This is a genomic window from Salinigranum marinum, from assembly GCF_024228675.1.
GTDB classification, from domain to species: Archaea; Halobacteriota; Halobacteria; order Halobacteriales; family Haloferacaceae; genus Salinigranum; species Salinigranum marinum.
In genome coordinates this window covers 898,692-921,562 of record NZ_CP100461.1, presented here as the reverse complement: position 1 = coordinate 921,562, position 22,871 = coordinate 898,692, and the positions used below count along the sequence as shown (strand labels likewise).

The window sequence follows — 22,871 nt, the reverse complement described above, 5'->3', positions numbered from 1 at the left end:
TGGGCCGTTCAGGTGCCGAGGAGCATGTTCTGTCGGACCTTCATCCCGGTGAGTTCGCGGGTGATCTGGAACGTTCGGACCATGCCCCGTCGCGATCGTTCCTCGGGCGGGCGATCGACGACGTTCTCGCCGTGGAGGTAGACGTCGCCGTCGTCGGCCTCGTGGAAGCCCGTGACGAGGTTGAACGTCGTCGACTTCCCCGCGCCGTTGGGCCCGATGAGTCCGACGACGGTGCCTCGTTCGACCTCGAACGACGCGTCGTCGACGGCGACGAGGCCGCCGAACGACTTGCGGAGGCCCTCGACGCGGAGGATGGGGTCGGCCCTCATCGCGTCGCCTCCCCGAACAGGCCGTCCGGACGCGTCAGCAGGCCGACCACGAGCAGCGCGAGGCCGACCAGCGGCTTGTACTCCGACGGGATGACGACGACGCTCACCTCCTGGAGCAAGCCGATGGCGTACCCGCCGACGACCGCGCCGACCGGGTCGCCGATCCCGCCGAGGATGACGGCCGCGAAGATGGGGATGAGCGTGAGAAAGCCCATCGTCGGCCGCAACTGGGAGCCGAGCCCGAGCATCACGCCCGCGATGGCGGCGATGACGCCGCCGACGAGCCAGACGTACAGCACCAGGCGCTCGGTGTCGACGCCGCGGATGCGCGCGAGGTCCGTGTCGTCGGAGGCCGCGCGCATGGCGACCCCGATGTCGGTCTTCCGCAGGAGGACGAACGTGAGGCCGAGCACCGCCAGGCTCAGGAAGACGATCGCGACCTGATCCGGGAGGATCTGGATCCCCAGGTACGTGGGTGCCTCCTCGATGGGGACGTCGAACCGCTGGGAGCCGCTCCCCCAGACGACGCGGATGACATTTCGCAGCACGAACGAGAGCCCGATGGAGACGACCAGGAGGAGGATCGCCGACCGGTTTCGGAAGTGCTGGAAGACGGCTCTGTCCAGGGCGACCGCGACGGGCCCCATGACCGCGACGGCGACGACGCCGGAGACGATGATGGGGAGGCCCACCTGGGTGTTCAGCCCGAAGGCGATGAACGCACCCAGCGCCATGTACTCGCCGTAGGCGATGTTGATGAAGTCGAGGATGGCGAAGAAGAACTGCGCCCAGAGCCCCCCAGCGAGACCGGCGACGCCGGACCCGAGGCCGACCGACTTGAGCTTGAAGACGGGAGTCCGCTTCCCGAGCGCCCGGGGGACGTTGTCGTCCTCGCGGATGCCGTGGAGGACCCGGCCGAACGGGCTGGACGACAGCCGGGTGAAGACGGCGAAACAGCCCCCGAGGAGGGCGACCGAGAGGCCCAGGTAGAACAGGTCGTAGCCGACGACGACGCCCCCGAGTTCCATCGGGAACGCCCCCGACGCCGGCCGCGGGATCTGGTTGATTCCCTGTGCGCCGCTCGTCAGCCACGACTCGTTCGTGATGACGAGCCGAATGAACTCGGCCGAACTCAGCGTCACCATCGCGAGGTAGTCGCCTTCGAGCCGGACGCTGGTGAGCGCGATGACCACCCCCACGGCGGCCGCCAGCACGGTCGCCGCGATCAGCCCGACGACGACCGTCGGCGTCGAAGATGCCGCCGTGGCCGCTACTCGGCCAGTTCCTCGGCCGAGTACGTGATGACCTCGGATCACTCGCCGTCCTGCGCTTGCAGGGCCGCGAACGGGCCGAGCGGGTCGCCGGTGTCGTCGAAGTTCTGTGGGTTCGACGCGCCCTGGTAGTTGATCTCGCCCCCGTTCTCGAGGACCTCCTTGCCGGCGGCGAACGAACTCACCTCCTCGCCGGGCGGGTTGCCGTGGTCGCTGAGGTCGTTCGGGACGGCCTGACGGTTCGCCTCGCCCTCCTTGACGAACGAGAGCGCGATGAGGTTCATCGCGTCGTAGGCCGCGGCGGCGAACGCACCGGGCTTTTTATCATTGACGTTCTGGTGTTTCTCGGCGAACTGGTCGTACGAGGGGCCTGGAGCGGGTGGCTAACCGACAGCACCCTCGATGACGTCCGAGCCGACCTCCTCGATGAAGTCGGGCGTGAGCACGTCGTTGCCGAGCAGAAGCTGGAACTCCTCGGCCGCGCCGGCTTCGACGTAGTTCTTGAAGAACAGCGACGACACCTCGGTTCCGGTGGTCATCGAGACGACCTCCACGTCGGAGTCTTGGAGCGTCTGGACCTCGCTCCGGTAGCTGCTGGCCGTAGGGTCGAGGGCGACCTCGGTGGCGACTTCGCCGCCGAGGTTCTTGAACTACTCCCCGGACGCCTTCGAGAAACTCTGTGACCCCTTGTCGTCCTTGTACGCCAGCCCCATCGTGCGGTGGCCCTCCTCCTCGTAGGCGTACTGCGCCTGACAGCCCGCCCCGATGCTGTCCGAGGGGACCGTCCGCCAGACGTACTCGCCACCGACGTCGTCGAGCTGGATGGTACCCATCATCGGCGAAACGAACGCCAGGCCGGAGCTCTGCGCCGGATCGACCAGGCTCGGCGTCACGGTGCTCGACGGCCCGACCCTCGCCGGGACGCCCTGACTGTCGAGCGTCTTGAAGCCGCTGATCGCCGGCTGCGGCTTGGTTTCGGTGTCCTGTTCGGCGATTTCGACCGTGCGGCCCAGCCCCATCGCCTGGTTCACGCCGCCTTCGCCTTCGAGGGCCGTGTTGATCGCTCGCCGTGCGTCGGGGCCGATCCAGCCCAGCCCGCCGCTGAACGGCGAGAGGTTTCCGACCGTGATGCTGTTTGACCCGCTTCCCCCGTCTCGGTCGATCCTCCTGAGTCAGTCGACCCCCCGGTATCGGTCGACCCACCGGAGCTCTCCGACGTCGTCGATCCGCCGGAGCCACCGCCGCCGGTACAGCCCGCGAGCCCCACCGCGCCGGCCACACCGAGTGCTTTCAGGTATCCACGTCGATCCAGCCCTGCCACGTTCCTGCCATCTTCTGGCATGGATTTGTGGTACGAATAGTGGCATGAATAACTAATAATTTTTAATGACCGTGAAGGATTCGGGCAGGGAAGGCGACGTGATTAATGGACAGTTTGAAACCATATTCCACGTAGATACTGGTGAAATGTGGATTCGAAAGGCGTCCGAAGCGAGGTAATGTCTGAGAAGGTCTCACACGTTCATCGCGCGTGGTGAGTCACGACGAGTGAGGTATCCGGATCATCCGCGTGTATTGGCCTCTTCACACGTGTTGTCATCCGGTTCGCTCGTGTACACAGGTTTCTGCACACCAGTGAATAGGTTTATCACGGTTCGCTCACTCCCGTCAGGTATGTCCGACGCCGGCGACCGCGATCGCAACGAACACGGTCAGTTCGCCGACCGTATCCCGCCGGAGGAGGCGCTGTCCGTGTTCGAGGCGCGCGAGGACCGCGCGCGACCGCTGACGGCCGGCGACATCGCCGACGCGCTGGACTGCTCGCGGCGGACGGCCCACAACAAACTGGGCGAACTCACCGAACGCGGCCTGCTCCGCACCCGGAAGGTCGGCGCGCGCAGCCGCGTCTGGTGGACGCCGCTCGACGCGTCGGAGGACCGCGACGACGTGGAACGGCGCCCAGCCGCGACGGACGCGGCGTACGACGTCGAACTCCCGGGTTCGGGAGATATCCTCGAACGGCGGCGGGAGGCGTTGCTCGCGGCGTACGACTACCTGAGCGATCACCCCGAAGCAAAGAAGGCCGACTTCCTCCGCGACGTCTACCCCGACCACAGCGCGGAGTTCGAGTCCGCCGAGGGCTGGTGGAACGCGATCCAGCCCGCCCTGCGGGAGATGCCCGGCGTCGACCCGCCGAAGGAGCGGGGACATATCTGGCACTACCTCGGCGGCTGACCCGGAGCTGTCACGGACGCGGACGTACAGGTTTATAAAGGCACGGGCTCCGGTGTCACACACCATCGAGAGACCCAGGGAACGGTGGCATGCACACACCTGACGAGACGCACGAAGAGACGGACGAGAAGACGGACGAGGAGTACGACGTCTACGCGTCCGAGGTCGAGGGACGGCAGTACCGCGGCACGTCGTACATGCCGATGCCGTACGACGACCTCAACGACGCCCCCGCCGCGACCGACTACCCCGACCGCGGCGAGGGCGGCGGGTTCAAACTGCTCGACCTCCCGCGCGTCCCGAAACTCAGTCACGTCGTCGGTCCCTCGGCGATCATGCTCGGTGCGAGCCTCGGGAGCGGTGAGACGCTCTTCTGGCCGGTGCTCGTCGCCCAGGGCGGGTGGACGCTGTACTGGGCGTTCTGGATCGGCGTCCTCACCCAGTTCTTCGTCAACACCGAACTCCAGCGGTGGACTCTGGCGACCGGCGAGAGCATCTTCCGTGCGTTCGGGCGCGTCCATCGCCTCTGGCCGCTGTTTTTCCTCCTGGCGGGGTTCGTGAGTCTCGGCTGGCCCGGGTGGGCCGCGAGCGCCGCCCAGATCGGGGCGTGGGCGTTCGGGGTCGCCGACTGGAAACCGTTCGGGGTCGGACTCATGCTGCTCATCTTCGTCTCGTACCAGCTCTCGCCCGTGATGTACAACGTCGTCGAGGGGGCGCAGTTCGTCCTCGTGGTGACGTCGGTCGTCGGTGCGGTCGCGCTCGCCGTCGTCACCGGCTCGATCGGACAGTTGACGAACCTCCCCGCGGGCGCGCTCGCCGTCGGCACCGTCCCCGCGGGAACCGACCTCGCGGTGTTCCTCGGCGGACTCGCGTTCGCGGGCGCGGGGGGCTACCTCAACCTCTCGCAGTCGCTGTGGGCCCGCGAGAAGGGGTACGGTATGGGCAACTACCAGGGGCGGCTGAAGAACCCGCTCATCGGTGACGACCCCGAACCCGTCCAGCGCGACGGCTTCGTCTTCCAGCCGACGGGGCAGAACCTCCGGCGCTGGCGCGGGTGGTGGCGGATCGTCCAGCTCGAACACCTCCTCACGTTCGTCGTCGGTCTGCTCGTCGTGGCCACGGTGTTGATGACGGTCGCCGCGGAGTACGCGTCGGGGACCGCCACGACCGGGATCGATATGTGGCTCCGGGTCGTCTTCCCCCAGCTGTCCGGAGTCGGGGCGGTCCTCATCCCGGTCGTCCTGTTCGTCGCGCTGTTCACCACGGAGTACGCCATCGTCGAGTCGTTCGTCCGCAACAGCGCCGACATCATCTACGAGAGCCACGGTCGACAGGCCGGCTGGGAGCTCCCGACCATCTTCCTCGTCACGCTTACCGCCTTTACCCTCTGGGGGATCGCGATCATCCTCCTCCCCTTCGAACAGCCGTTCTTCTTGCTCGTCGTCGGTGCCGCGATGTCGGGCGTGATGATGTGGCCCTACATCGCGCTCACGCTCGTCATCAACACTGCGCGTCTGCCCAGACACCTCCAGCCGGGGTGGCTCCGGATCGTGGCGATGTGGTGGGCGACGGGCTTCTTCGGCTACTTCAGCACGCTCCTCATCGGGCGGACGCTCGCCCGCGACTTCGGCGTCGGCGTCTTCGAGACGGCCCCGACGATCCTCGGGAGCGCGCCGGGCGGCTACGTGCTCTGGGCCGGTTTCCTGGCCGTCCAGACGTACACGGTGATCCGGACACTCCAGGCGAAAGACCGCGAGACAGAACTCGACGACGCCGAACGCGAGGCCGCCCGCGGGTGGCTCTCATGAGTCCCCCACGGGCGTCGAACAGCTCCGCGGGGCTCGTCCACCGGACGTTCGCCACGCTCCGTGCCGGGAGATACGCCGTCTACCTCGGCGGCCTCGCCGTCGTCGTCGCCGCGTCGACGGTCGCGCCCGCGTGGACACGAACCCCGCTCGTCGTCGCCGCCCTGACCGCGATGTGTGTGACCTACCTCGCCGAGCTCCACGGTCGGGCAGGCGTCGTCCGCGGCGAGGCGGTCGTCACCGCGGTCGCCGTCGCGGGCGTCGCTGTCGGGACCTACGTGCTGGTCGCGGTGCACCGCGTCGGCGGGGCCCTGTTCGTCCTTGGCGGCGTCCTCTTCTTCCGCGCGGCCACCGGAGACGGCGATGACTGACGGGGGCGGCGACGCTCCCCGCGTCCGCGTCCACTACGGCATGTCGGGGTCGGTCCCCCTCCAGCTGTTCGAGTTCGTCTTCGAACCCGCGGGTTGTTACGTCCTCGAGTGCGGCGCGTTCACCCCGCTGTTCGGGCTGTCGAGCGGCAAACACACCCGGCGGGCGGCCGCCGTGGACGCCGTCTACGACGACCACGGGATCGACGGGCTCCTCGCCTGCGCCGACACGGTTCGGTGGCTCGCCGTCGGGACGATCGACCGCGTCACACTCCACGACGGCGGGCTGGTCGCCCGCCCGAAGCTGACGATCGAGGCCCGTGGGGACGCACCCGACCGGGCGGTGCGCCTCCACGACGTCGACGTCGACGCGGTGGCCGACGCACTCGAAGCGCTGGTCGACGGCGCGGTCCGCGTCGAACGCGTCGAAGGGAGTGGGCTGTTCTGAGCCGTCGCGGGAGTCACCGACGCGGATGCCGCACCTCGATCCACGCGACGGCGTCCTTCTCGTACGTCTCGATCGCGTCGGGCGGGAACGACGGGTCGGTCGAGACGACGAAGGCGTCGCGGTCGTAGCGGACGAACGCCTCGTCGTGGTGGATCAGTTCACCGCTTGCGGTCCGGAGGTCGACGGTGCCGCGACGGACGGGTCGGTCGGCGGCCCGGTCCGCGTCGGGGCCGGCGTCGGCGTCCGATCGCGGCCGAGGACCGTCACCGTCGGGTGACACCGCTCACGCGAGCGCCGCCGCCAGTTTCTCGACCGGATGTGGCGGCTCCCGCCCCTCGTGGTCGCCGAGTTGCGAGCGACACGATGCACCGGGCGCGACGACGGTCTCGCCCGCGCTCGCGTCGACCTGCTCGTAGAGGATCGACGCGATGGCTTTCGACATCGCGTAGTGTTCGGCCTCGTAGCCGAACGAGCCAGCCATCCCACAGCACGTGGAGTCGAGCGGGTCGACCTCGTACCCGGCCCGGCGGAGGACGCCGACGGCGTGGTGGTCCTTGTTAGTCGACTTCTGGTGACAGTGGCCGTGGTAGGTCAGCGACTCCCCCGGATCGACGGTTCCTACCCCGTCGAGGAGCGAGAACGTGTCGACGTACTCCATCACACCGTAGCTGTTCGCGGCGACCGCTTCTACCTCGCTCCCCGAGAGCAGGTCGAGGTAGTCCGACTGGAACATCACGGCGTCGGAGGGCTCGACGACCACGACGTCCCAGCCGTCGCCGACGAGCGGCGCGAGCACCTCGACGTTCCGTTCGGCGTCTTCGCGGGCGCGGTCGAGAAAGCCCTTCGAGTGCGGCGGTCGTCCGCTGCCGGCGACGCCGTCGGGGATTCGGACGTGGACCCCCGCGGCTTCGAGCGCCCGCACCGCTGCTTTCCCCGCCTCGGGGTGGTTGTAGTTCGTGTACGTGTCGGGGAACAACAGCGCCCGACGGACCGCCTCGTCGGCGGGGACCGTCGCGCCCCCTCGCTTTTCGAACCAGGTCTCGAGCGACTCAGAGGCGAAGGCGGGAAGCGAGCGCTCGGCGGCGATCCCGAGCGTCTTTTCCATCAGCCACCCCGATCCGGGGAGCTTCGTCGCCAGGTTCGAGACGGGCGCGAACGCGCTCCCGAGCTTCGAGAGGGTCTCGACGTTGGCGAACACCCTGTCGCGGAGGCTCGACCCGTTGCGCTGGTGGTACTCGTGGGTCACCTCGGCTTTCATCTTCGCCATGTCCACCTCCGAGGGGCAGTCCTTCGAACAGCCCTTACAGCCGATACAGAGGTCAAGCACCTCGTGGACGAACTCGTCAGTGAAGATCTCGTCGTCGTCGAACGCGCCCGACATGGCCTGCCGGAGCATGTTCGCCCTCCCTCTGGTGGACTGGATCTCTTCTTCCGCGGCGCGGAACGTCGGACACATCACGCCGCCCGTGGTCTCCTGTGGCCCGCGACAGCCCGCACAGCCGTGACAGAGCTCCGCCATCCCCTGAAAGCCGTTCTCGTTCTCCCAGTTCAACGCCGTATCGAAGCCGGCGTCGAACTCGTAGTCGGGCGAGAAGCGGAGGTGTTCGGTCATGTCGTGGTCGCCGCAGACGTTGCCGGGGTTGAGGAGCCAGTCGGGGTCGAACGCCGACTTCAGGTCGCGGAACACGCCCCAGAGGCGGTCGCCGTACAGCTTCCGGTTCCACTGGGTGCGGGCGCGACCGTCGCCGTGTTCGCCCGACACCGATCCGCCGTACTTCACGACGAGGTCGGTCACGGCGTCGGCGATGGCCTCGAACGTCTCGACGCCCGCCGCGGTCTTGGTGTTGATTAGCGGGCGAATGTGGAGCACGCCGGGGCCCGCGTGGGCGTAGTAGCTGGCGAACGTGTCGTGCTCCGCGAGGATCTCCTGGAACTCCGCGACGTACGCCGGGAGGTTCTCCGCGGGGATGGCCGTGTCTTCGATGTAGGCGATGTGTTTCTCGTCGGTGGTCCGCGAGAGGAGGATCGGCAGGCCCGACTTGCGCATCTTCCAGAACTTCGCGCGCGTCTCGGCGTCGTGTGCCTCCATCGCCCCCACGGCCGTCTTCGGCTTCGCGGTCGTCTCCGCGGCCTCCTCGCTCGGCGTCGCCACCGAGTCTCCGTCGGGGACGCGGTCCGCGACGAGGTCAGCCACCTGCTGTCTGCCGTCGGCGTCGTCCTCGGCGTAGAACTCCACGAGGAGGACCGAACTGGTCCCCTCCGGGAGCAGCCCCACGACGTCGCGGAACTCCGCGGTGTCGCGGGCCAGATCGAGCAGCACGTCGTCCATCACCTCGACCGCGGCCGGGTCGTGGTCGAGGATGGGCGCGACGTCCTCCATCGCGTCGAGGACGCTGTCGTAGGTGAGCAGCGCGACAGACGCCGTGTTCGGGACGGGCGCGAGCGAGACGGTCGCCTCGGTGACGATCGCGAGCGTCCCCTCGCTCCCCGCGAGGAGGCGCGCGAGGTTCACGGTTCCGGGCTCCGAATCGGGGTCGATCCCCGTGTCGTCGGCCGTCCGTCGCTCCCCGCGGGCCTCGTCGACGAGCATGTCGAGGTTGTACCCCGAGACGTTGCGCTTCAGGTCGGGGTATCTCGATTCGATCTCGTCGGCCTCGTCGTCGAGGATCCGGACGACCTGCGCGTAGACGCGGGGCAGGATCTCGTCGCTGTCGGCCTCGGCGCGCTCGCGGAGTTCCTCCACCGCCATCTCGCCGAACCGCTCGATGCTCCCGTCGGCGAGCACGGCCGTGCACTCCTCGATGTAGTAGTCCGTCTTGCCGTACTTCAGCGAGTGCGCACCGGTGGAGTTGTTGCCGATGGCCCCCCCGAGCGCGCTCTTGTCGCCCCACGCCGGATCGGGCGCGAACTTCAGCCCGTACGGTTCGAGTTCCCGGTTGAGGTCGCCGAGGTAGGTGCCGGCCTGCGCCCGCGCGGTCTCGGCGTCGAGATCGACATCGACGACCGCGTTCATGTGCCTGGTGAAGTCGAGGACGACCGCCTCGTTCACCGTCTGCCCCGCCAGCGAGGTTCCGCCGCCGCGGGGCAGCACGGGGATCTCGCGCCGGGCACAGTAGCGCATCACCGCGGCGACGTCGTCCGTCGACCGCGGCATCACCACGCCGATCGGCGTGCGCTCGTACGCCGAGGCGTCGGTCGCGTACAGCTGTCGTGTGTAGGAGTCGAACCGGACGTCTCCCTCGACGATCCCTTCGAGGTCCTCGACCAGCGCCGGTCGAGCCACGTCGTCGGAGACGTAGTCGAAGTTCGCCCCCTCCCGTGGATCGCCGGCCGGCGATCCGGTGCTGTCCGTGTTACTCGCCATCGTTGCTCACTTCTTTGGGTCGTCGATAATAAATGCCGGACATCACGCGGTCCGGCGGCGGGCTCGGTCAGCGGTGCGCGCGGTCGACATCGGGCTCAGAACACCCCGGGGAAGAGGACGTAACTGAACACCAGCGTCAGGAGTCCGGTGGCGGTCCCGTAGTACACGAGCGGGATGAGTTCTAACCGGATGACGCGGCCCTCCTCGCCGACGAGGCCGACGACGGCCAGCGCGGCGACGACGTTGTGGACGGCGATGAGGTTGCCGATCGCGCCGCCGACGGCCTGTGCGCCGAGCATCAGCGTCTTCGACGTGCCGATCTGGTCGGCCACGCCGTACTGGAACGTCCCGAAGAGGATGTCCGAGACGGTGTTCGAGCCGGCGAGGAACGCGCCGAACGCGCCCACGTACGCCGCGAAGAACGGGTAGACGCCGCCGGCGAGCGAGGCCATCCCGTCCGACAGGACGATGAGCATGCTGTCGGTCCCCGTCGCCGTCCCCGACTGGAGCATGATCTGGACCGTCGCGACCGCGAACAGCAGGGCAACGACCGCTGGCGTGACCTTCTCGATCGTCTCGGACCACGCCGCGGTGATCTCGTCGGTCCGCATGTCGTGGAGCGGGATCGTCAGCAGGTGAACCGCGACGAACACCGCCCCCGGCAGGTAGAGCACGGCGAAACTGTCGCCGAGGCCGGTGCCGAGGATGTCGGTCCACGCGAGGGTGAAGAGGTCCTGCGTGACGAAGGCGTTCACGGGGTCGTACACCCGCGTGACGACGAGCAGGACGGCCACGAGCGCGTACGGCATCCACGCCTTCCAGAGCGGCATCTGCACGGCCCCGCCGTCGGCGGTCACGGACCCGTCGCCCGAGGTGCCGGCGGCGACGCCGCCCTCGCCGGGCTGGATGTCGCCGATCCAGTGGTCGGGCCACGCCTCCTGCGGCCCGAAGTCCCACTCCTCGTCGGGGTGGAAGAAGCCGGCTTTCAGCACGCCGACCGTGACGAACAGCCCGACCATCGCCCCGATGAGGCCGGGGAATTCCGGCCCGAGGAAGTAGGCGGTGAGCCAGTACGGGACCGCGAAGGAAGCCCACGCGAACAGCGTCAGCGGCAGCACCTCCAGCGCGGGCTTGATCGAGCGCTCCTCGCCGAAGAAGCGCGTCATCATCGCGACGCCGATGAAGGGCAGGACGATCCCCACGACGACGTGGTACGTCGCCGCCCAGACCGCGATCTCGGCCACCCACGCCTCGATGGTCAGTCCCTGCGCGGACACCGCCGACGAGACGGTGTCGACCGACCCGAAGACGTCGATCATCCCGATGATGAGCGGCGTCCCCACCGCGCCGAAGGTGATCGCCATCAGGTTGCCCGTGAGGGCGACGACGACCGCGGCGAGTGGCGGGAAGCCGAGCCCGACTAAGAGCGGGCCGACGATCGCCGCCGGCGTCCCGAAGCCGGCCGCGGCTTCGATGAACGAACCCATGAGGAAGACGAGCAGGACGACCTGCACCCGTCTGTCTTCGCTCACGGAGGCGAATCCCTGATTGATCACGTCGAACGCTCCCGTGCGCTTGAGCGTGTAGAGCAGCAGGATCGCCCCGAAGACGATGTAGAGGATGTTCGCCGCGGTGATGAACCCCACAATCGAGGCGGCGGCGATCCACCGAGCGGACATCCCCCACCCGACGACGCCCGCGCCGACGGCGACGAGCCAGGCGACCGGCATCGCTCGCGTCGCCGGCCAGTACCGCCCGACCATGAGGAACGCGATCGTCGCGAGCGGGAGCAACGCGACGAGCGCGTCGGCGGTGCTAGCCATGGCTCACCCCCCACGGCGTGTCTGTGCAACCCAGTGCCCGATCCATGCCAGAGCCGTTCTCGATTCCTTGTGGCATGGTCGCCAGGCCAGGATGCCACCAGTATATACCTGCCGATCGTTCAGTTACATCGTCGAAGAGTCACTTCTCCCCGGGGGATCGGTAGGAGTCCACTATATTCGAGGGAATTGGCGAGAACGGGTGTTTCGACGCGGTCAGAGCGTTATTCTCTCCCGAGTAAATCCCTCCAGAATCGCCGAATCCCGAGTGTGACGTCCGTGATCGAGACCACTTCAGTCGTGGGCCGTGGCCGTTACTCTCGTGTGTACATACCAGTTCCCTCGAAAGAACAGTATCTTGTATCGCCCCAATACTGAAGAAAGCAATATCGAATCGTACTGAGAGCGTCTTTCGTCCGTACTCGTCTGCTCGATGGGCGTCGAAACGTGGTCGCGCAGCGGTGAGCGGGAACCGGAACCGCGCGCGCCTCCCCATCGTCGGGAGAGACGGCCTGATCCGAGCGTTTCTGCCCCCCTCAACCCGTGCAAGCCAAAGGAACTTTGAGAGTCCTGTGGTAAGGGATCGTATGGCAACTGGCACGGTCACGAGGTTCGAGGCGTCGCTGGACCGTCTCGACGTGGGCTGGACGCACGCGACGACCGACGAGTTCGAATCCGTGCTCGCCGACGTCGCGACGGAGCCAGCGGTCGGGACGCCGCTCCCGTTCGACGTCGCGCTCCCCGACTGGGTGAACACAACGCCGACCCCGGCGGATCTCGACGAGGCGACGACGGGGGTGACCGCCGCGGCGCTCGGGATCGCGTCGTACGGGAGCGTCGTCCTCCCGTCGACGACCGCGGGCGGGGAGCCGGTGTCGCTGTTCCCCGACCTCCACGTCGCCGTCGTCCGCACGAGCGACGTTGTTCCCGGGATGCCCGAGGCGTTCGAATGGTTCGGTCCGGAGTTCAGAGAGGGTGACCACTCCTCGGCGATCATCGCGACCGGCCCGAGCGCCACCGCCGACATGGGGGAGCTGGTGACGGGCGCACACGGCCCCAAAGCGGTTCACGTGGTGATGCTCGATGAGTAAGTCGCGCGCGGACAAGGCCGCTCGCATCCGGCGACTCCTCGATACGGAGGGCGAGGCGGTCAAGAGCAACACCCGCGGCTTCAACCAGGGGCGCTACGACTCGGTCGCGAAGCTGGAGTCGTACGAGGAACTAAAAGACCGCGCGCGGGCCATCAAGGAGGACGCGATCGAGCGACTCCCCGAACTCATCGACGAACTGACCCAGACGATCGAGGAAAACGGCGGCACCGTCTACGTCGCCGACGACGCAGCGGACGCGAACCGCTACGTCCGCGAGGTCTGCCGGGAGAAAGACGCAGACCGGGTCGTGAAGTCCAAGTCGATGACCTCCGAGGAGATCGAGGTCAACGAGTTTCTCGAAGCCGACGGGATCGAGGTCGTCGAGACGGACCTCGGCGAGTGGGTGTTGCAGGTGGCCGACGAGTCACCCTCCCACATCGTCGCGCCAGCTATCCACAAGTCCCGCGAGGGGATCGCACGGCTGTTCAACGAGACGTTCGACCCCGACGACGAGCTAGAGACCGCTAAGGAGCTGACGATGTTCGCCCGCGAGCGGTTGCTCGAGAAGATCAAAGGGGCAGACGTCGGCATGACGGGCGCGAACTTCGTCACCGCCGACACCGGGACGATCGCGCTCGTCACCAGCGAGGGCAACGCCCGGAAGTCCGCAGTGGTCCCCGAGACGCACGTCGCCGTCGCCGGCGTGGAGAAGGTGATCCCCGCCGTCGAGGACCTCCAGCCGTTCGTCGAACTCATCGGCCGCTCGGGGACCGGCCAGGACATTACCTCGTACGTCTCGCTGTTGACCCCGCCGGTCGACTCACCGACGGTGGACTTCGACGACCCCGACACGCCCATCGCCGCCGACGGGGACCGCGACTTCCACCTCGTGCTTATCGACAACGGTCGGTTCGACATGCGCGAGGACGAACAGTTGAAAGAGACGCTGTACTGCATCCGGTGTTCGGCGTGCTCGAACGTCTGCGCCAACTTCCAGTCGGTCGGCGGGCACGCCTTCGGCGGCGAGACGTACTCCGGGGGGATCGCCACCGGCTGGGAGGCGGGGATCGAAGGGCTCGACACCGCGGGCGAGTTCAACGACCTCTGTACGGGCTGTAGCCGGTGTGTCGACGCCTGCCCCGTGAAGATCGACATCCCGTGGATCAACACGGTGGTCCGAGACAGGATCAATCGCGGGACGGACCACGAGTTCGACTGGCTGGTCGACGGGCTGACGCCCGACGCCGAGGCCGAGGGCGTCGACCTCCAGAAGCGCTTCTTCGGCAACTTCTCGACCGTCGCCAGCGTGGGAAGCGCGCTCGCGCCGCTCTCGAACTGGGTGGCGTCGACCGACGTGTCGCGCCGCCTCCTGGCGTCGACGCTCGGCGTCGACGCCCGCCGCGACCTCCCGTCGTTCGAGCGCGAGACGCTCGTCGACTGGTTCGAGTCGCGCGGGCCGCGGGTGTCCGCGAGCGAGGCCGCCCGCGAGGCCGTGCTCTACCCGGACGTCTACACGAACCACGCGATGGTCGACCGTGGGAAGGCCGCGGTGCGGGCGCTCGAAGCCCTCGGCGTCCACGTGCGCGTCCCCGACGTGCCGTCGTCGGGCCGCGCACCGCTCTCGCAGGGGATGCTCGCCACCGCCGAGGAACACGCGCACGACCTGTATGCCGCGCTCGCCGAACACATCGACGCGGGACGCGACGTGGTCGTGATCGAACCGTCGGACCTCGCGATGTTCGACCGCGAGTACGAGAAGTTCCTCGCGCCTCGCTCTCACGAACGGCTCTCGGAGGGGAGTTACGAGGTGATGGAGTACCTCTACGGCCTCCTCGAGAACGGGGCCGACCCCGACGCGCTTCGGGGGCCACCGGCGACGGACCCAGGCGTCGCCTACCACGCACACTGTCAGCAACGGACGCTCGGGCTGGCGGGGTACACCGAGGCCGTCCTCGGCGACCTCGGCTACGACGTGGTCACCTCCGACGTCGAGTGTTGCGGGATGGCCGGCTCGTTCGGCTACAAGTCCGAGTACTACGAGCTCAGCATGGACGTCGGGAGCGAGCTCGAAGCGCAGTTCTCGACCCGAGAGACGCGTCATCGAACCGTCGTCGCGTCGGGGACCTCCTGTCTCGAGCAGCTCGACTCGTTGCTCGCACGGCCGTCGCGACACCCGGTGCAGCTGGTCGCACCCGGTGAGAACTGACCGCCCGCGTTCCCCTCGTGTCCCGCGGTCTGACTGGCGTCAGACGCCCGTCTGATACGTAATTAAGAGGGCCGAAATCGTGAGACGAGGTATGGATGGGACGCCCCAGGAGATCACGAACTTAGTCGGCCGCGAGGTCTACTCGAACAACGGCGTGTTCGTCGGCGAAGTGCGCGACGTCCACCTCGACTTCGAGCGACAGACCGTCACGGAGCTCGCGCTGCGCGACCTCAACAACGAACTGTTCCACGGCCGCATCGAACCCGGCAAAGGCGTCATGGTTCCGTACCGATGGGTCCGCGCCGTCGGCGACGTCATCCTCATCAACGACATCGTCGAGCGCTACACCGACGAGGAAGAGGAAGCCGCGATCGCCTGAACTCGAACGCTTCTCGTTTCACGTCGGCCATGGAGCCCGCGAGCCAGCGATGGCCGCGTCTCGGGCCGGTTCGCGCACCCGGAACACGTCCAGTCGTTACACTCGTCGAATCGTTACACACCGGCGGTCCCAGAGCGACGCCGTGATCCCCGTGACCGCCTCTCCAACGTCGGCCGGCCGGACAGTGCCCCCGCGCCGCGCGGACCGAAGAACGGAACTTTAATTGCCGATTCGTTCGGACTGCCGAACATGGTTCCGCTCCAGCTCATCGACAGCTTCCTGCTCAACTACAACGTCGGGCAGGCGCTGTTGCTCGTCTTCGTCCTGGGGGCACTCTCCATCGTGCCGCTGAAGTCGCAGAAACTGCTCTCGCTGCACGTCATCGGGTTCGGCGTCGTCTTCCTGTTGACGCCGCAGGCGCTCGTCCCGACGCACTACCTGTTCCTCGGCATCGTGCTCGTCGTCGTCGGCCCCCTGCTGTACGTCACGGCGAACGCCTGAACGGCCGCTAGTACCCTCCTGGGGACCCCCGGGCCACGGAACCGCCCGCCGCGTTGTGCTCCTCTCTCGCTCCCGACCGAGAGCGCGAGCTTTAAGCGACGACGCGCCCAACCTCGCCTATGACCGAACCGCGCGTCCCCGGCGGCCGCGGGGCGGAACTCGAACTCCCCTGTGGACGGACGCGGCGCGTCCGGACCATCGACCTGGGGATGCGGGAGTTCGACTGTCCCTGCGGCGACACGCACGCCACGGTGATGGACGTCCACCCATCCGAGCGGTTCCTCCCGGAGTTTCTCGTCGAGGTCCTCCGGGAGGCGATCGAGACGACCAGCGAGGAGATGCCCGAGTTCGGAACGCCGCACCTCATGGGGATCGTCACCGAGGAGTTTCCTGACGCCGTTGCCACCGCCGACGTCAGCGACGACGGCGAGATCGGCTGCGGGATCGTCTGGGTGACCGACTTCGACGCGCGTCGACTCCACGAGGTGGTCGTCGAACTCGTCGTCGAACTGATGGAACACGCCGTCAGTCACGCGGAAGACGACTCCCTGCTCACGGAGTTCGAGTCACAGATGCTCGATTTCGACGTTTCGGCGTTCGTCGACGAGTACCGCGCCCAGCGCGATCTCTCCGAGGAAGACGTCTTCGTCTGACGGTTGTCGGACTCCCGTCTCACTGAACGCTAAGTCGTCCCCGTGTGTACGTATGACGTGACGATGCACCCCCAGACGGACTTCGAACCCCTCAGGGGTGTGCTCTCCGAGGCCGACGAGCCGCTCACCGCGCGCGAGATCCTGTCGCTCCTCGACGAGCACGACGAGTTCGAGAGCGCACACAGAGTCGCCACCGTGCTCGGGCGCTGGGCACAGCGGGGCGAGGTGGAGGTCCTCCGGGAGAGCCCGTACCGCTACCGACTCTCCTCGTCCTCGTAAACCGGCCGAGCACGCCTCGACGCCGCGGCGAGAGCGGTGTCTCGACCCGAGAGTCGAGGGAGGGCCCAGACGCTTTACGAATTTCGAAACTCGTTTGCGCTTCTCGTAGAAATTCGTCGCGCTTATTACGATGAACCGGCTCCCACCCGATAATGAGCGACGAGGCGTCACCGAGCGAATCCGAGACAGACTCGGAGAACAGAACGATCCTCCTCATCGGGAGCGGTCCGATCCAGATCGGACAGGCCGCGGAGTTCGACTACTCCGGCGCACAGGCCTGTCGCGCACTCCAGGAGGAGGGCGCACGAGTGGTCCTCGTCAACTCTAACCCCGCGACCATCATGACCGACCCCGATATGGCCGATCGGGTGTACATCGAACCGATCACGACCGAGGCCATCGCCGAGGTGATCAGAAAAGAGCGGCCCGACGGCGTCATCGCCGGCCTCGGCGGGCAAACTGGCTTAAACGTCACGGCCGCGCTCGCCGAGGAGGGCGTCCTCGACGAGTACGACGTCGAGATCATGGGGACGCCGCTCGACACCATCTACGCGACGGAAGACCGCGATCTGTTCAGAAAGAGAATGGAGAAGATCGGCCAGCCGGTCCCCCGATCGACGACCATCTCGCTCGACGAGGGCGAGTCGGTCACCGACTTCGATCGCGACGCGCTGACGGCGAAGATCAAGGCCGCCGTCGAGGAGGTGGGCGGGCTCCCCGTCATCGCCCGCACGACGTACACCCTTGGCGGGTCGGGGTCGGGCGTCGTCGACGACTTCGAGGAACTCCGCGAGCGCGTCCGGAAGGGACTGCGGCTGTCGCGCAACAGCGAGGTGCTGATCACCGAGTCGATCTCCGGGTGGGTCGAACTCGAGTACGAGGTGATGCGCGACGCCGACGACTCCTGTATCATCATCTGTAACATGGAGAACATCGACCCGATGGGCATCCACACGGGCGAGTCGATCGTCGTCACGCCGTCACAGGTGATCCCCGACAAGGGTCACCAGGAGATGCGCGACGCCGCCCTCGGCGTCATCCGCGAGCTCGGCATTCAGGGCGGGTGTAACATCCAGTTCGCGTGGCGCGACGACGGCACGCCCGGCGGCGAGTACCGGGTCGTCGAGGTGAACCCCCGCGTCTCGCGCTCCTCTGCGCTGGCGTCGAAGGCGACGGGCTACCCGATCGCCCGCGTGACGGCGAAGGTCGCCCTCGGCAAGCGCCTCCACGAGATCGAAAACGAGATTACCGGGGAGACGACCGCGGCGTTCGAGCCCGCGATCGACTACGTCGTCACCAAGGTCCCGAGGTGGCCCAAGGACAAGTTCGGCGACGTCGACTTCACGCTCGGGACGGCGATGAAGTCGACGGGCGAAGCGATGGCGATCGGCCGGAGCTTCGAGGAGTCGCTGTTGAAGGCGCTCCGGTCGTCGGAGTACGAACCCGCCGCCGACTGGGCCGACGTGAGCGACGCGGAACTCGAGGCGGAGTACCTCGCGAAGCCGACGCCGGACCGCCCGTACGCGATGTTCGAGGCGTTCGAGCGCGGCTACTCAATGGAGGAGGTCGCGGAGCTGACCGACATCGAGACGTGGTACGTCGAGCGGTACAAGCGGGTCACCGACTCGGTGGCGGCCGCACAGGACGGTGACTTCACCGCCGCGGCCATCGCCGGCCACACGAACGCCTCGATCGCCACCGCGACGGGGTCGGAAGTCGACACCGTCGAGACGCAGGTCCCCGGCCGGACGTACAAACAGGTCGACACCTGCGCCGGCGAGTTCGCCGCCCGCACGCCGTACTACTACTCCTCGCGGCAGACAGAGTACTTCAGCGGCCCCCTGAAGGGGGACGCCGCCGCGGGCGAACTCCGCGTCGACCGCGACGTCGAGAGCGTCGTCGTCGTCGGCGGGGGGCCCATCCGGATCGGCCAGGGCGTCGAGTTCGACTACTGCTCCGTCCACGCGATCCAGGCGCTCCGAGAGTTAGGGATCGACGCCCACGTCGTCAACAACAACCCCGAGACCGTCTCGACGGACTACGACACCTCCGACGGCCTCTTCTTCGAGCCGATCACGGCCGAGGAGGTCGCCGACGTCGTCGAGGCGACTGGCGCCGACGGGGTGATGGTCCAGTTCGGCGGCCAGACCTCCGTCAACATCGGCCACGAGGTCGAAGCGGAGATCGAACGCCGCGGGCTCGACTGTTCAATCATGGGGACGTCCGTAGACGCGATGGACCTCGCGGAGGACCGCGACCGGTTCAACCGGCTGATGGACGACCTCGGCATCGCCCAGCCCGAGGGCGGCTCGGCAACGTCCGAAGACGAGGCACTCGCGCTCGCCCGCGACATCGGCTACCCGGTGCTCGTCCGGCCGTCGTACGTGCTCGGCGGCCGCGCGATGCAGGTCGTCCACTCCGACTCCGAGCTCAAAGAGTACATCGAGGAGGCGGTCCGCGTCTCGCCCGACAAGCCGATCCTCGTCGACGAGTTCCTCGCCGACGCGATCGAACTCGACGTCGACGCCGTTTCCGACGGCTCCCGCGTGCTGATCGGCGGCGTGATGGAACACGTCGAGAGCGCGGGCGTCCACTCGGGGGACTCCGCCTGTCTGATCCCGCCGCGCTCGCTCGACGACGACGTGCTGGGGCGCGTCCGCGACGTCACCCTGGACATCGCACGGGCGCTCGACACCGTCGGCCTGCTCAACGTCCAACTCGCCGTGAAGGACGGCGCAGTCTATGTCTTAGAAGCGAACCCCCGCTCCTCGCGGACGGTCCCCTTCGTCTCGAAGACCACTGGCGTCCCCATCGCGAAGCTCGCGGCGAAGGTGATGGCCGGCAACGACCTCGACGACCTCGACGCACACGAGCAGATCCCGGAGCAGATCTCGGTGAAGGAGGTCGTCCTCCCGTTCGACCGGCTGGAGGGGAGCGACCCCCGGCTCGGCCCCGAGATGAAGTCGACCGGCGAGGTGATGGGCACGGCGTCGACGTTCGGCAAGGCCTACGAGAAAGCTCAGTCCGCGACGGGCAAGCCCATTCCGACGGCGGGGACCGCCGTCGTCGATCTCTCGGCCGAGGAGTTCCCCGATCCCGACTCCGCGGAGGGCCAGGCGCTCGTCGACGCCTTCGCCGACTTCTACGCCCTCGCCGAGTTCGACTCCGACGAGGCGTTCCGCGAGGCCATTCGGCGGGGAGCGGTCGACCTCATCGTCTCGCGCAACCGTGACGCCCTCGAAGTGGCCGTCGAGGAGGAGGTCACCTACTTCTCGACGCACGCGTCGGCGCGCGCGGCTCTCGAGGCCCGCCGTCACCACGACGACGACCTCGACGTCGTCGCGGTGACCGACCGGGCGAAGCGAACCGCCGAGTGGGGCCGGTAACGCGCCCGTCGCCGAACCTCGCCCGCGAGATCGGCTCCGGCTGACCTCGCCGGTCTCCCACCCCGAACTTCAGTCGAGTTTTCCGAGCGCCTCGAAGAAGTCAGCCGCTGGACCGGCCAGTCGGACGGGCTGGTCGGCCAGCCCGACGTGGACGGTCGTGCCGGCGTCGATCTCGCGTCTGGCGCGTCCGTCGCTCACCACGACGGCGTACTCGACACCGCTGACGGTCACGGTCACGTCGCGGTCGAGCGGGACTATGAGCGGTGGCATCCCGTCGCGCGCGGCCATCTCGTTGATGACGAGTCCGCCAACGTCCGGGTGGACGAGTGGGCCGCGTTCGCTCAGGTTGTACGCGGTCGACCCGGTCGGTGTCGCGACGAGCACCCCGTCTCCGGGACCCGCGCCGTACGTCGACCCGTCGACGCGGACCTCGATCTGACCGCCGCCCCCACGTCCGCGACGCGGCCCCTGGACGACCACCTCGTTCATCGCTGGCTCTCCCCGCCACCCGTCGGTCCGGGCGGCGATCCTCGGGACCTCCTGAACGGTGAGTTCGCCCCGTCGGTAGGCGTCGACCTCGCGCTGGACGGCCGCCTCCGCCTCGTCGGGACCCACGGCGTTCAGAAAGCCGACCTCGCCGAGGTTCACACCGAGGATCGGCGTCCTGTTCGCCTCGCGGGCGGTGAAGAGGAACGTGCCGTCGCCGCCGATGCTCACCACGAGGTCGCAGGCATCGAACGTGTCCACCGGCCGACCCGCGTCGGCACGTCCGAGCGTGGCGGCGGTCGTCGCGTCGAACCGAACCGTGACGTCGCTCTCCCCGAGGCGCTCGCCGAGCGTCCGAGCCAGCGATGCGGCCCGTTCGTTGTCCCGTTGGGCGACGATCCCGACTTCCATACCCCGCGTTGTTCGGGGGGTGAGAAAAGCCCACCGTCACCGCCGTCGCCAGCTCCGATCACACCAAGACTCACAATCGATTCTAACGCGACAACATTCATTACTGGTGGGGTCTCAATGATGGTAATGGCGGCTCCAGTCCCTTCTGTCGACGTCCGCTACGGAGGGGGCCTCCGTGAGTAGCGACGACGACTGGTTCGAGCGCGCGTTCTCGGACGACGCCGACGAGGGCGAGGACTCCACTGAGTCGGACGAGTCGACCGAACCGGACCACCCCGCCGACGTGGCGGCGACGGATTCACCGTTCGATCCACCGGACGGCGAGGGTGACCAGGACGCCCGATCGCCCTTCGGGGAGGACTTCTCGGAGGCGTTCAACAGCGCCCCCGTACCGGACGGCGTCTTCGAAGACGACGGATCGGCAGCCGGCCCGGGGATGGCTCCGAACGGGCAGGCAGAGGCGGACGCGTTCGGTGGGCAAGAGGACGTCGGGTTCTCCAGCGCGGAGTTCAACGAGGCGGAGTTCGACTCGGACCTCGACCGACTCGACATCGGCATCGAAGGCCTCGACAACATGATCCTCGGGGGGGTCCCGAGCCGTTCGCTGATCGCCGCGATCGGCAGCGCCGGGACGGGTAAGACGACCGTCGGGATGCAGTTCCTGCACACGGGGCTCCAACAGGGTGATCGCGGGGTCTACATCACGCTGGAGGAGAGCCGCGACCGCGTGCTCAGTACGGCGGCCGAGAAGGGATGGGACTTCAGGGGGTACGAGGCGGATGGATCGCTCGCTGTCGTCGACCTCGACCCCGTCGAGATGGCCAACTCGCTGGCGAGCATCCGCAACGACCTGACCAGGCTCATCGAGGAGTTCGACGCCGAGCGACTCGTTCTCGACTCGGTCTCGCTGCTGGAGATGATGTACGACCATCCCGCCCGCCGCCGCAGTGAGGTGTTTCAGTTCACGCGGGCACTCAAGCAGGCGGGCGTGACGACGCTCGTCACGAGCGAGGCGAGCGACGCCGATCCGTTCGCGTCCCGGCACGGCATCATCGAGTACCTCGCCGACGCAGTCTTCATCCTCCAGTACGTGCGCTCGAACAGCTTCCAAGAGACGCGGCTCGCCATCGAGATCCAGAAGATCCGCGACGCCAACCACTCCCGACAGCCGAAGCCGTACGAGATCACGAACGACGGGATCAGCGTCCACCAGCAGGCGAACCTCTTCTAGTCCCGTTTCCGGGATCGACACGGCGAACGTCACGACGACGCCGACGGACGGGCGGCTCTGACCGCTGACCCTGCCGTGGCTTCCCGCCAACCGCCGTGCGTTGCGACGCTCTCCCGCCGTCGGCGTCCTACCGGACGATCGTCACGGGCACCGGCGAGTGTCTGACGACCGCCTCGGCGACGCTCCCGAGGACGACCCGCGACACACCCGTTCGTCCGTGACTCCCCATGACGACGTGGTCGGCGTCGGCGGCGGCGTCGACGATACTCGGTGCGATCCGGCCGACCGTGATGATGGTGTCGGGATCGATTCCGGTTTCGGCCGCCAGTTCCGCGAACGTCTCTCGGGCATCGTCCCGGGCACGGTCGTACCAGTCCTCGGCCGCGGTGGGGAGGACGCTCCGTCTCCCGCCCGAGTTGGCGGGGTTGATGACGTTCAACAGGACGAAGTCGGCGCCGGGCCACTCCTCGGTGGCGAACCGGAGTGCGGCCGCGGACTGGGGCGACCCGTCGACGGGGACGAGTATACGCTTCGCCATACCGATCGATACGCGGGGGGACTGCAAGAATCATCGGCCGGGGCGCGTCGATTGCGCGGTGTCGGTGGGC

At 67.7% G+C, this 22,871-nt stretch carries 21 protein-coding genes and 1 pseudogene; 12 read left to right on the top strand and 10 right to left on the bottom strand.

Annotated features, from left to right (window positions below):
* Positions 1-14: 14 nt before the first annotated feature.
* The 5 genes and pseudogenes from NKJ07_RS04490 to NKJ07_RS04470 all read right to left on the bottom strand — a co-directional run.
* Positions 15-329, bottom strand: a pseudogene (locus NKJ07_RS04490) (ATP-binding cassette domain-containing protein); the annotation flags it as partial.
* Complete coding sequence (locus tag NKJ07_RS04485; protein ID WP_318569393.1) at positions 326-1,645, bottom strand: ABC transporter permease subunit; 1,320 nt, start codon at positions 1,643-1,645, stop codon at positions 326-328. The gene NKJ07_RS04485 and the pseudogene NKJ07_RS04490, both read right to left, overlap by 4 nt.
* Positions 1,642-1,884 carry a hypothetical protein gene (locus NKJ07_RS04480; RefSeq protein ID WP_318569392.1) on the bottom strand — a complete coding sequence of 81 codons (243 nt, stop codon included), beginning with the start codon at positions 1,882-1,884 and terminating at the stop codon, positions 1,642-1,644. Before NKJ07_RS04480 ends, NKJ07_RS04485 begins: the two co-directional genes overlap by 4 nt.
* A 99-nt stretch (positions 1,885-1,983) precedes the next feature.
* Entirely contained in the window at positions 1,984-2,139 is a 156-nt protein-coding gene (locus NKJ07_RS04475; protein WP_318569391.1) for a hypothetical protein, read from the bottom strand.
* Between the two features lie 111 nt (positions 2,140-2,250).
* The gene (locus NKJ07_RS04470; RefSeq protein ID WP_318570531.1) at positions 2,251-2,685 is read right to left on the bottom strand and encodes an ABC transporter substrate-binding protein; all 435 of its coding nucleotides are present in this window, start codon (positions 2,683-2,685) and stop codon (positions 2,251-2,253) included.
* A gap of 589 nt (positions 2,686-3,274) precedes the next feature.
* Here NKJ07_RS04470 and NKJ07_RS04465 point away from each other — a divergent pair.
* From NKJ07_RS04465 to NKJ07_RS04450, 4 genes are all read left to right on the top strand, one after another.
* Complete coding sequence (locus NKJ07_RS04465; protein ID WP_318569390.1) at positions 3,275-3,835, top strand: winged helix-turn-helix domain-containing protein; 561 nt, start codon at positions 3,275-3,277, stop codon at positions 3,833-3,835.
* An 89-nt stretch (positions 3,836-3,924) separates the two neighbouring features.
* On the top strand, positions 3,925-5,643 hold the full coding sequence (locus tag NKJ07_RS04460; protein WP_318569389.1) for an Nramp family divalent metal transporter: 1,719 nt from the start codon (positions 3,925-3,927) through the stop codon (positions 5,641-5,643).
* On the top strand, positions 5,640-6,011 hold the full coding sequence (locus NKJ07_RS04455; protein WP_318569388.1) for a hypothetical protein: 372 nt from the start codon (positions 5,640-5,642) through the stop codon (positions 6,009-6,011). Before NKJ07_RS04460 ends, NKJ07_RS04455 begins: the two co-directional genes overlap by 4 nt.
* Positions 6,004-6,456, top strand: a complete 453-nt coding sequence (locus tag NKJ07_RS04450; RefSeq protein WP_318569387.1) for a hypothetical protein — start codon at positions 6,004-6,006, stop codon at positions 6,454-6,456. Before NKJ07_RS04455 ends, NKJ07_RS04450 begins: the two co-directional genes overlap by 8 nt.
* Positions 6,457-6,469: 13 nt before the next feature.
* On the opposite strand, the gene NKJ07_RS04445 is transcribed toward NKJ07_RS04450, so the two are convergent.
* The 3 genes from NKJ07_RS04445 to NKJ07_RS04435 all read right to left on the bottom strand — a co-directional run bounded on the left by NKJ07_RS04445 (position 6,470) and on the right by NKJ07_RS04435 (position 11,643).
* Positions 6,470-6,736: a hypothetical protein gene (locus NKJ07_RS04445; RefSeq protein ID WP_318569386.1), complete on the bottom strand. Its 267-nt coding sequence runs from the start codon at positions 6,734-6,736 to the stop codon at positions 6,470-6,472.
* A gap of 3 nt (positions 6,737-6,739) precedes the next feature.
* Positions 6,740-9,820, bottom strand: coding sequence for an FAD-binding and (Fe-S)-binding domain-containing protein (locus NKJ07_RS04440; protein WP_318569385.1), 3,081 nt, complete (start codon positions 9,818-9,820; stop codon positions 6,740-6,742).
* Between the two features lie 95 nt (positions 9,821-9,915).
* Positions 9,916-11,643 carry an L-lactate permease gene (locus tag NKJ07_RS04435; protein WP_318569384.1) on the bottom strand — a complete coding sequence of 576 codons (1,728 nt, stop codon included), beginning with the start codon at positions 11,641-11,643 and terminating at the stop codon, positions 9,916-9,918.
* 584 nt (positions 11,644-12,227) lie between these two features.
* Here NKJ07_RS04435 and NKJ07_RS04430 point away from each other — a divergent pair.
* The 7 genes from NKJ07_RS04430 to carB all read left to right on the top strand — a co-directional run bounded on the left by NKJ07_RS04430 (position 12,228) and on the right by carB (position 20,135).
* On the top strand, positions 12,228-12,731 hold the full coding sequence (locus NKJ07_RS04430; protein ID WP_318569383.1) for an LUD domain-containing protein: 504 nt from the start codon (positions 12,228-12,230) through the stop codon (positions 12,729-12,731).
* On the top strand, positions 12,724-14,937 hold the full coding sequence (locus NKJ07_RS04425) for an LUD domain-containing protein (RefSeq protein WP_318569382.1): 2,214 nt from the start codon (positions 12,724-12,726) through the stop codon (positions 14,935-14,937). Before NKJ07_RS04430 ends, NKJ07_RS04425 begins: the two co-directional genes overlap by 8 nt.
* A gap of 91 nt (positions 14,938-15,028) precedes the next feature.
* Positions 15,029-15,316: a PRC-barrel domain-containing protein gene (locus tag NKJ07_RS04420; protein WP_318569381.1), complete on the top strand. Its 288-nt coding sequence runs from the start codon at positions 15,029-15,031 to the stop codon at positions 15,314-15,316.
* Between the two features lie 249 nt (positions 15,317-15,565).
* Positions 15,566-15,817 carry a DUF8006 family protein gene (locus tag NKJ07_RS04415; RefSeq protein ID WP_318569380.1) on the top strand — a complete coding sequence of 84 codons (252 nt, stop codon included), beginning with the start codon at positions 15,566-15,568 and terminating at the stop codon, positions 15,815-15,817.
* Positions 15,818-15,936: 119 nt separating this feature from the next.
* Positions 15,937-16,470 carry a DUF5815 family protein gene (locus NKJ07_RS04410; RefSeq protein ID WP_318569379.1) on the top strand — a complete coding sequence of 178 codons (534 nt, stop codon included), beginning with the start codon at positions 15,937-15,939 and terminating at the stop codon, positions 16,468-16,470.
* Between the two features lie 63 nt (positions 16,471-16,533).
* Complete coding sequence (locus NKJ07_RS04405) at positions 16,534-16,749, top strand: hypothetical protein (protein WP_318569378.1); 216 nt, start codon at positions 16,534-16,536, stop codon at positions 16,747-16,749.
* A 152-nt stretch (positions 16,750-16,901) separates the two neighbouring features.
* Positions 16,902-20,135, top strand: coding sequence for a carbamoyl-phosphate synthase large subunit (carB, locus tag NKJ07_RS04400; RefSeq protein WP_318569377.1), 3,234 nt, complete (start codon positions 16,902-16,904; stop codon positions 20,133-20,135).
* Between the two features lie 69 nt (positions 20,136-20,204).
* Here carB and NKJ07_RS04395 read toward each other — a convergent pair whose 3' ends face one another.
* Positions 20,205-21,032: an NAD(+)/NADH kinase gene (locus NKJ07_RS04395; RefSeq protein ID WP_318569376.1), complete on the bottom strand. Its 828-nt coding sequence runs from the start codon at positions 21,030-21,032 to the stop codon at positions 20,205-20,207.
* A gap of 175 nt (positions 21,033-21,207) precedes the next feature.
* Between NKJ07_RS04395 and NKJ07_RS04390 the strand changes: the two genes are divergently transcribed.
* A complete protein-coding gene (locus tag NKJ07_RS04390; protein ID WP_318569375.1) occupies positions 21,208-22,263 on the top strand; it encodes a KaiC domain-containing protein in 1,056 nt (351 codons plus the stop codon).
* Positions 22,264-22,390: 127 nt separating this feature from the next.
* Here the strand turns inward: NKJ07_RS04390 and NKJ07_RS04385 are convergent, their stop codons facing one another.
* Positions 22,391-22,801, bottom strand: coding sequence for a universal stress protein (locus NKJ07_RS04385; protein WP_318569374.1), 411 nt, complete (start codon positions 22,799-22,801; stop codon positions 22,391-22,393).
* Between the last annotated feature and the right edge of the window lie 70 nt (positions 22,802-22,871).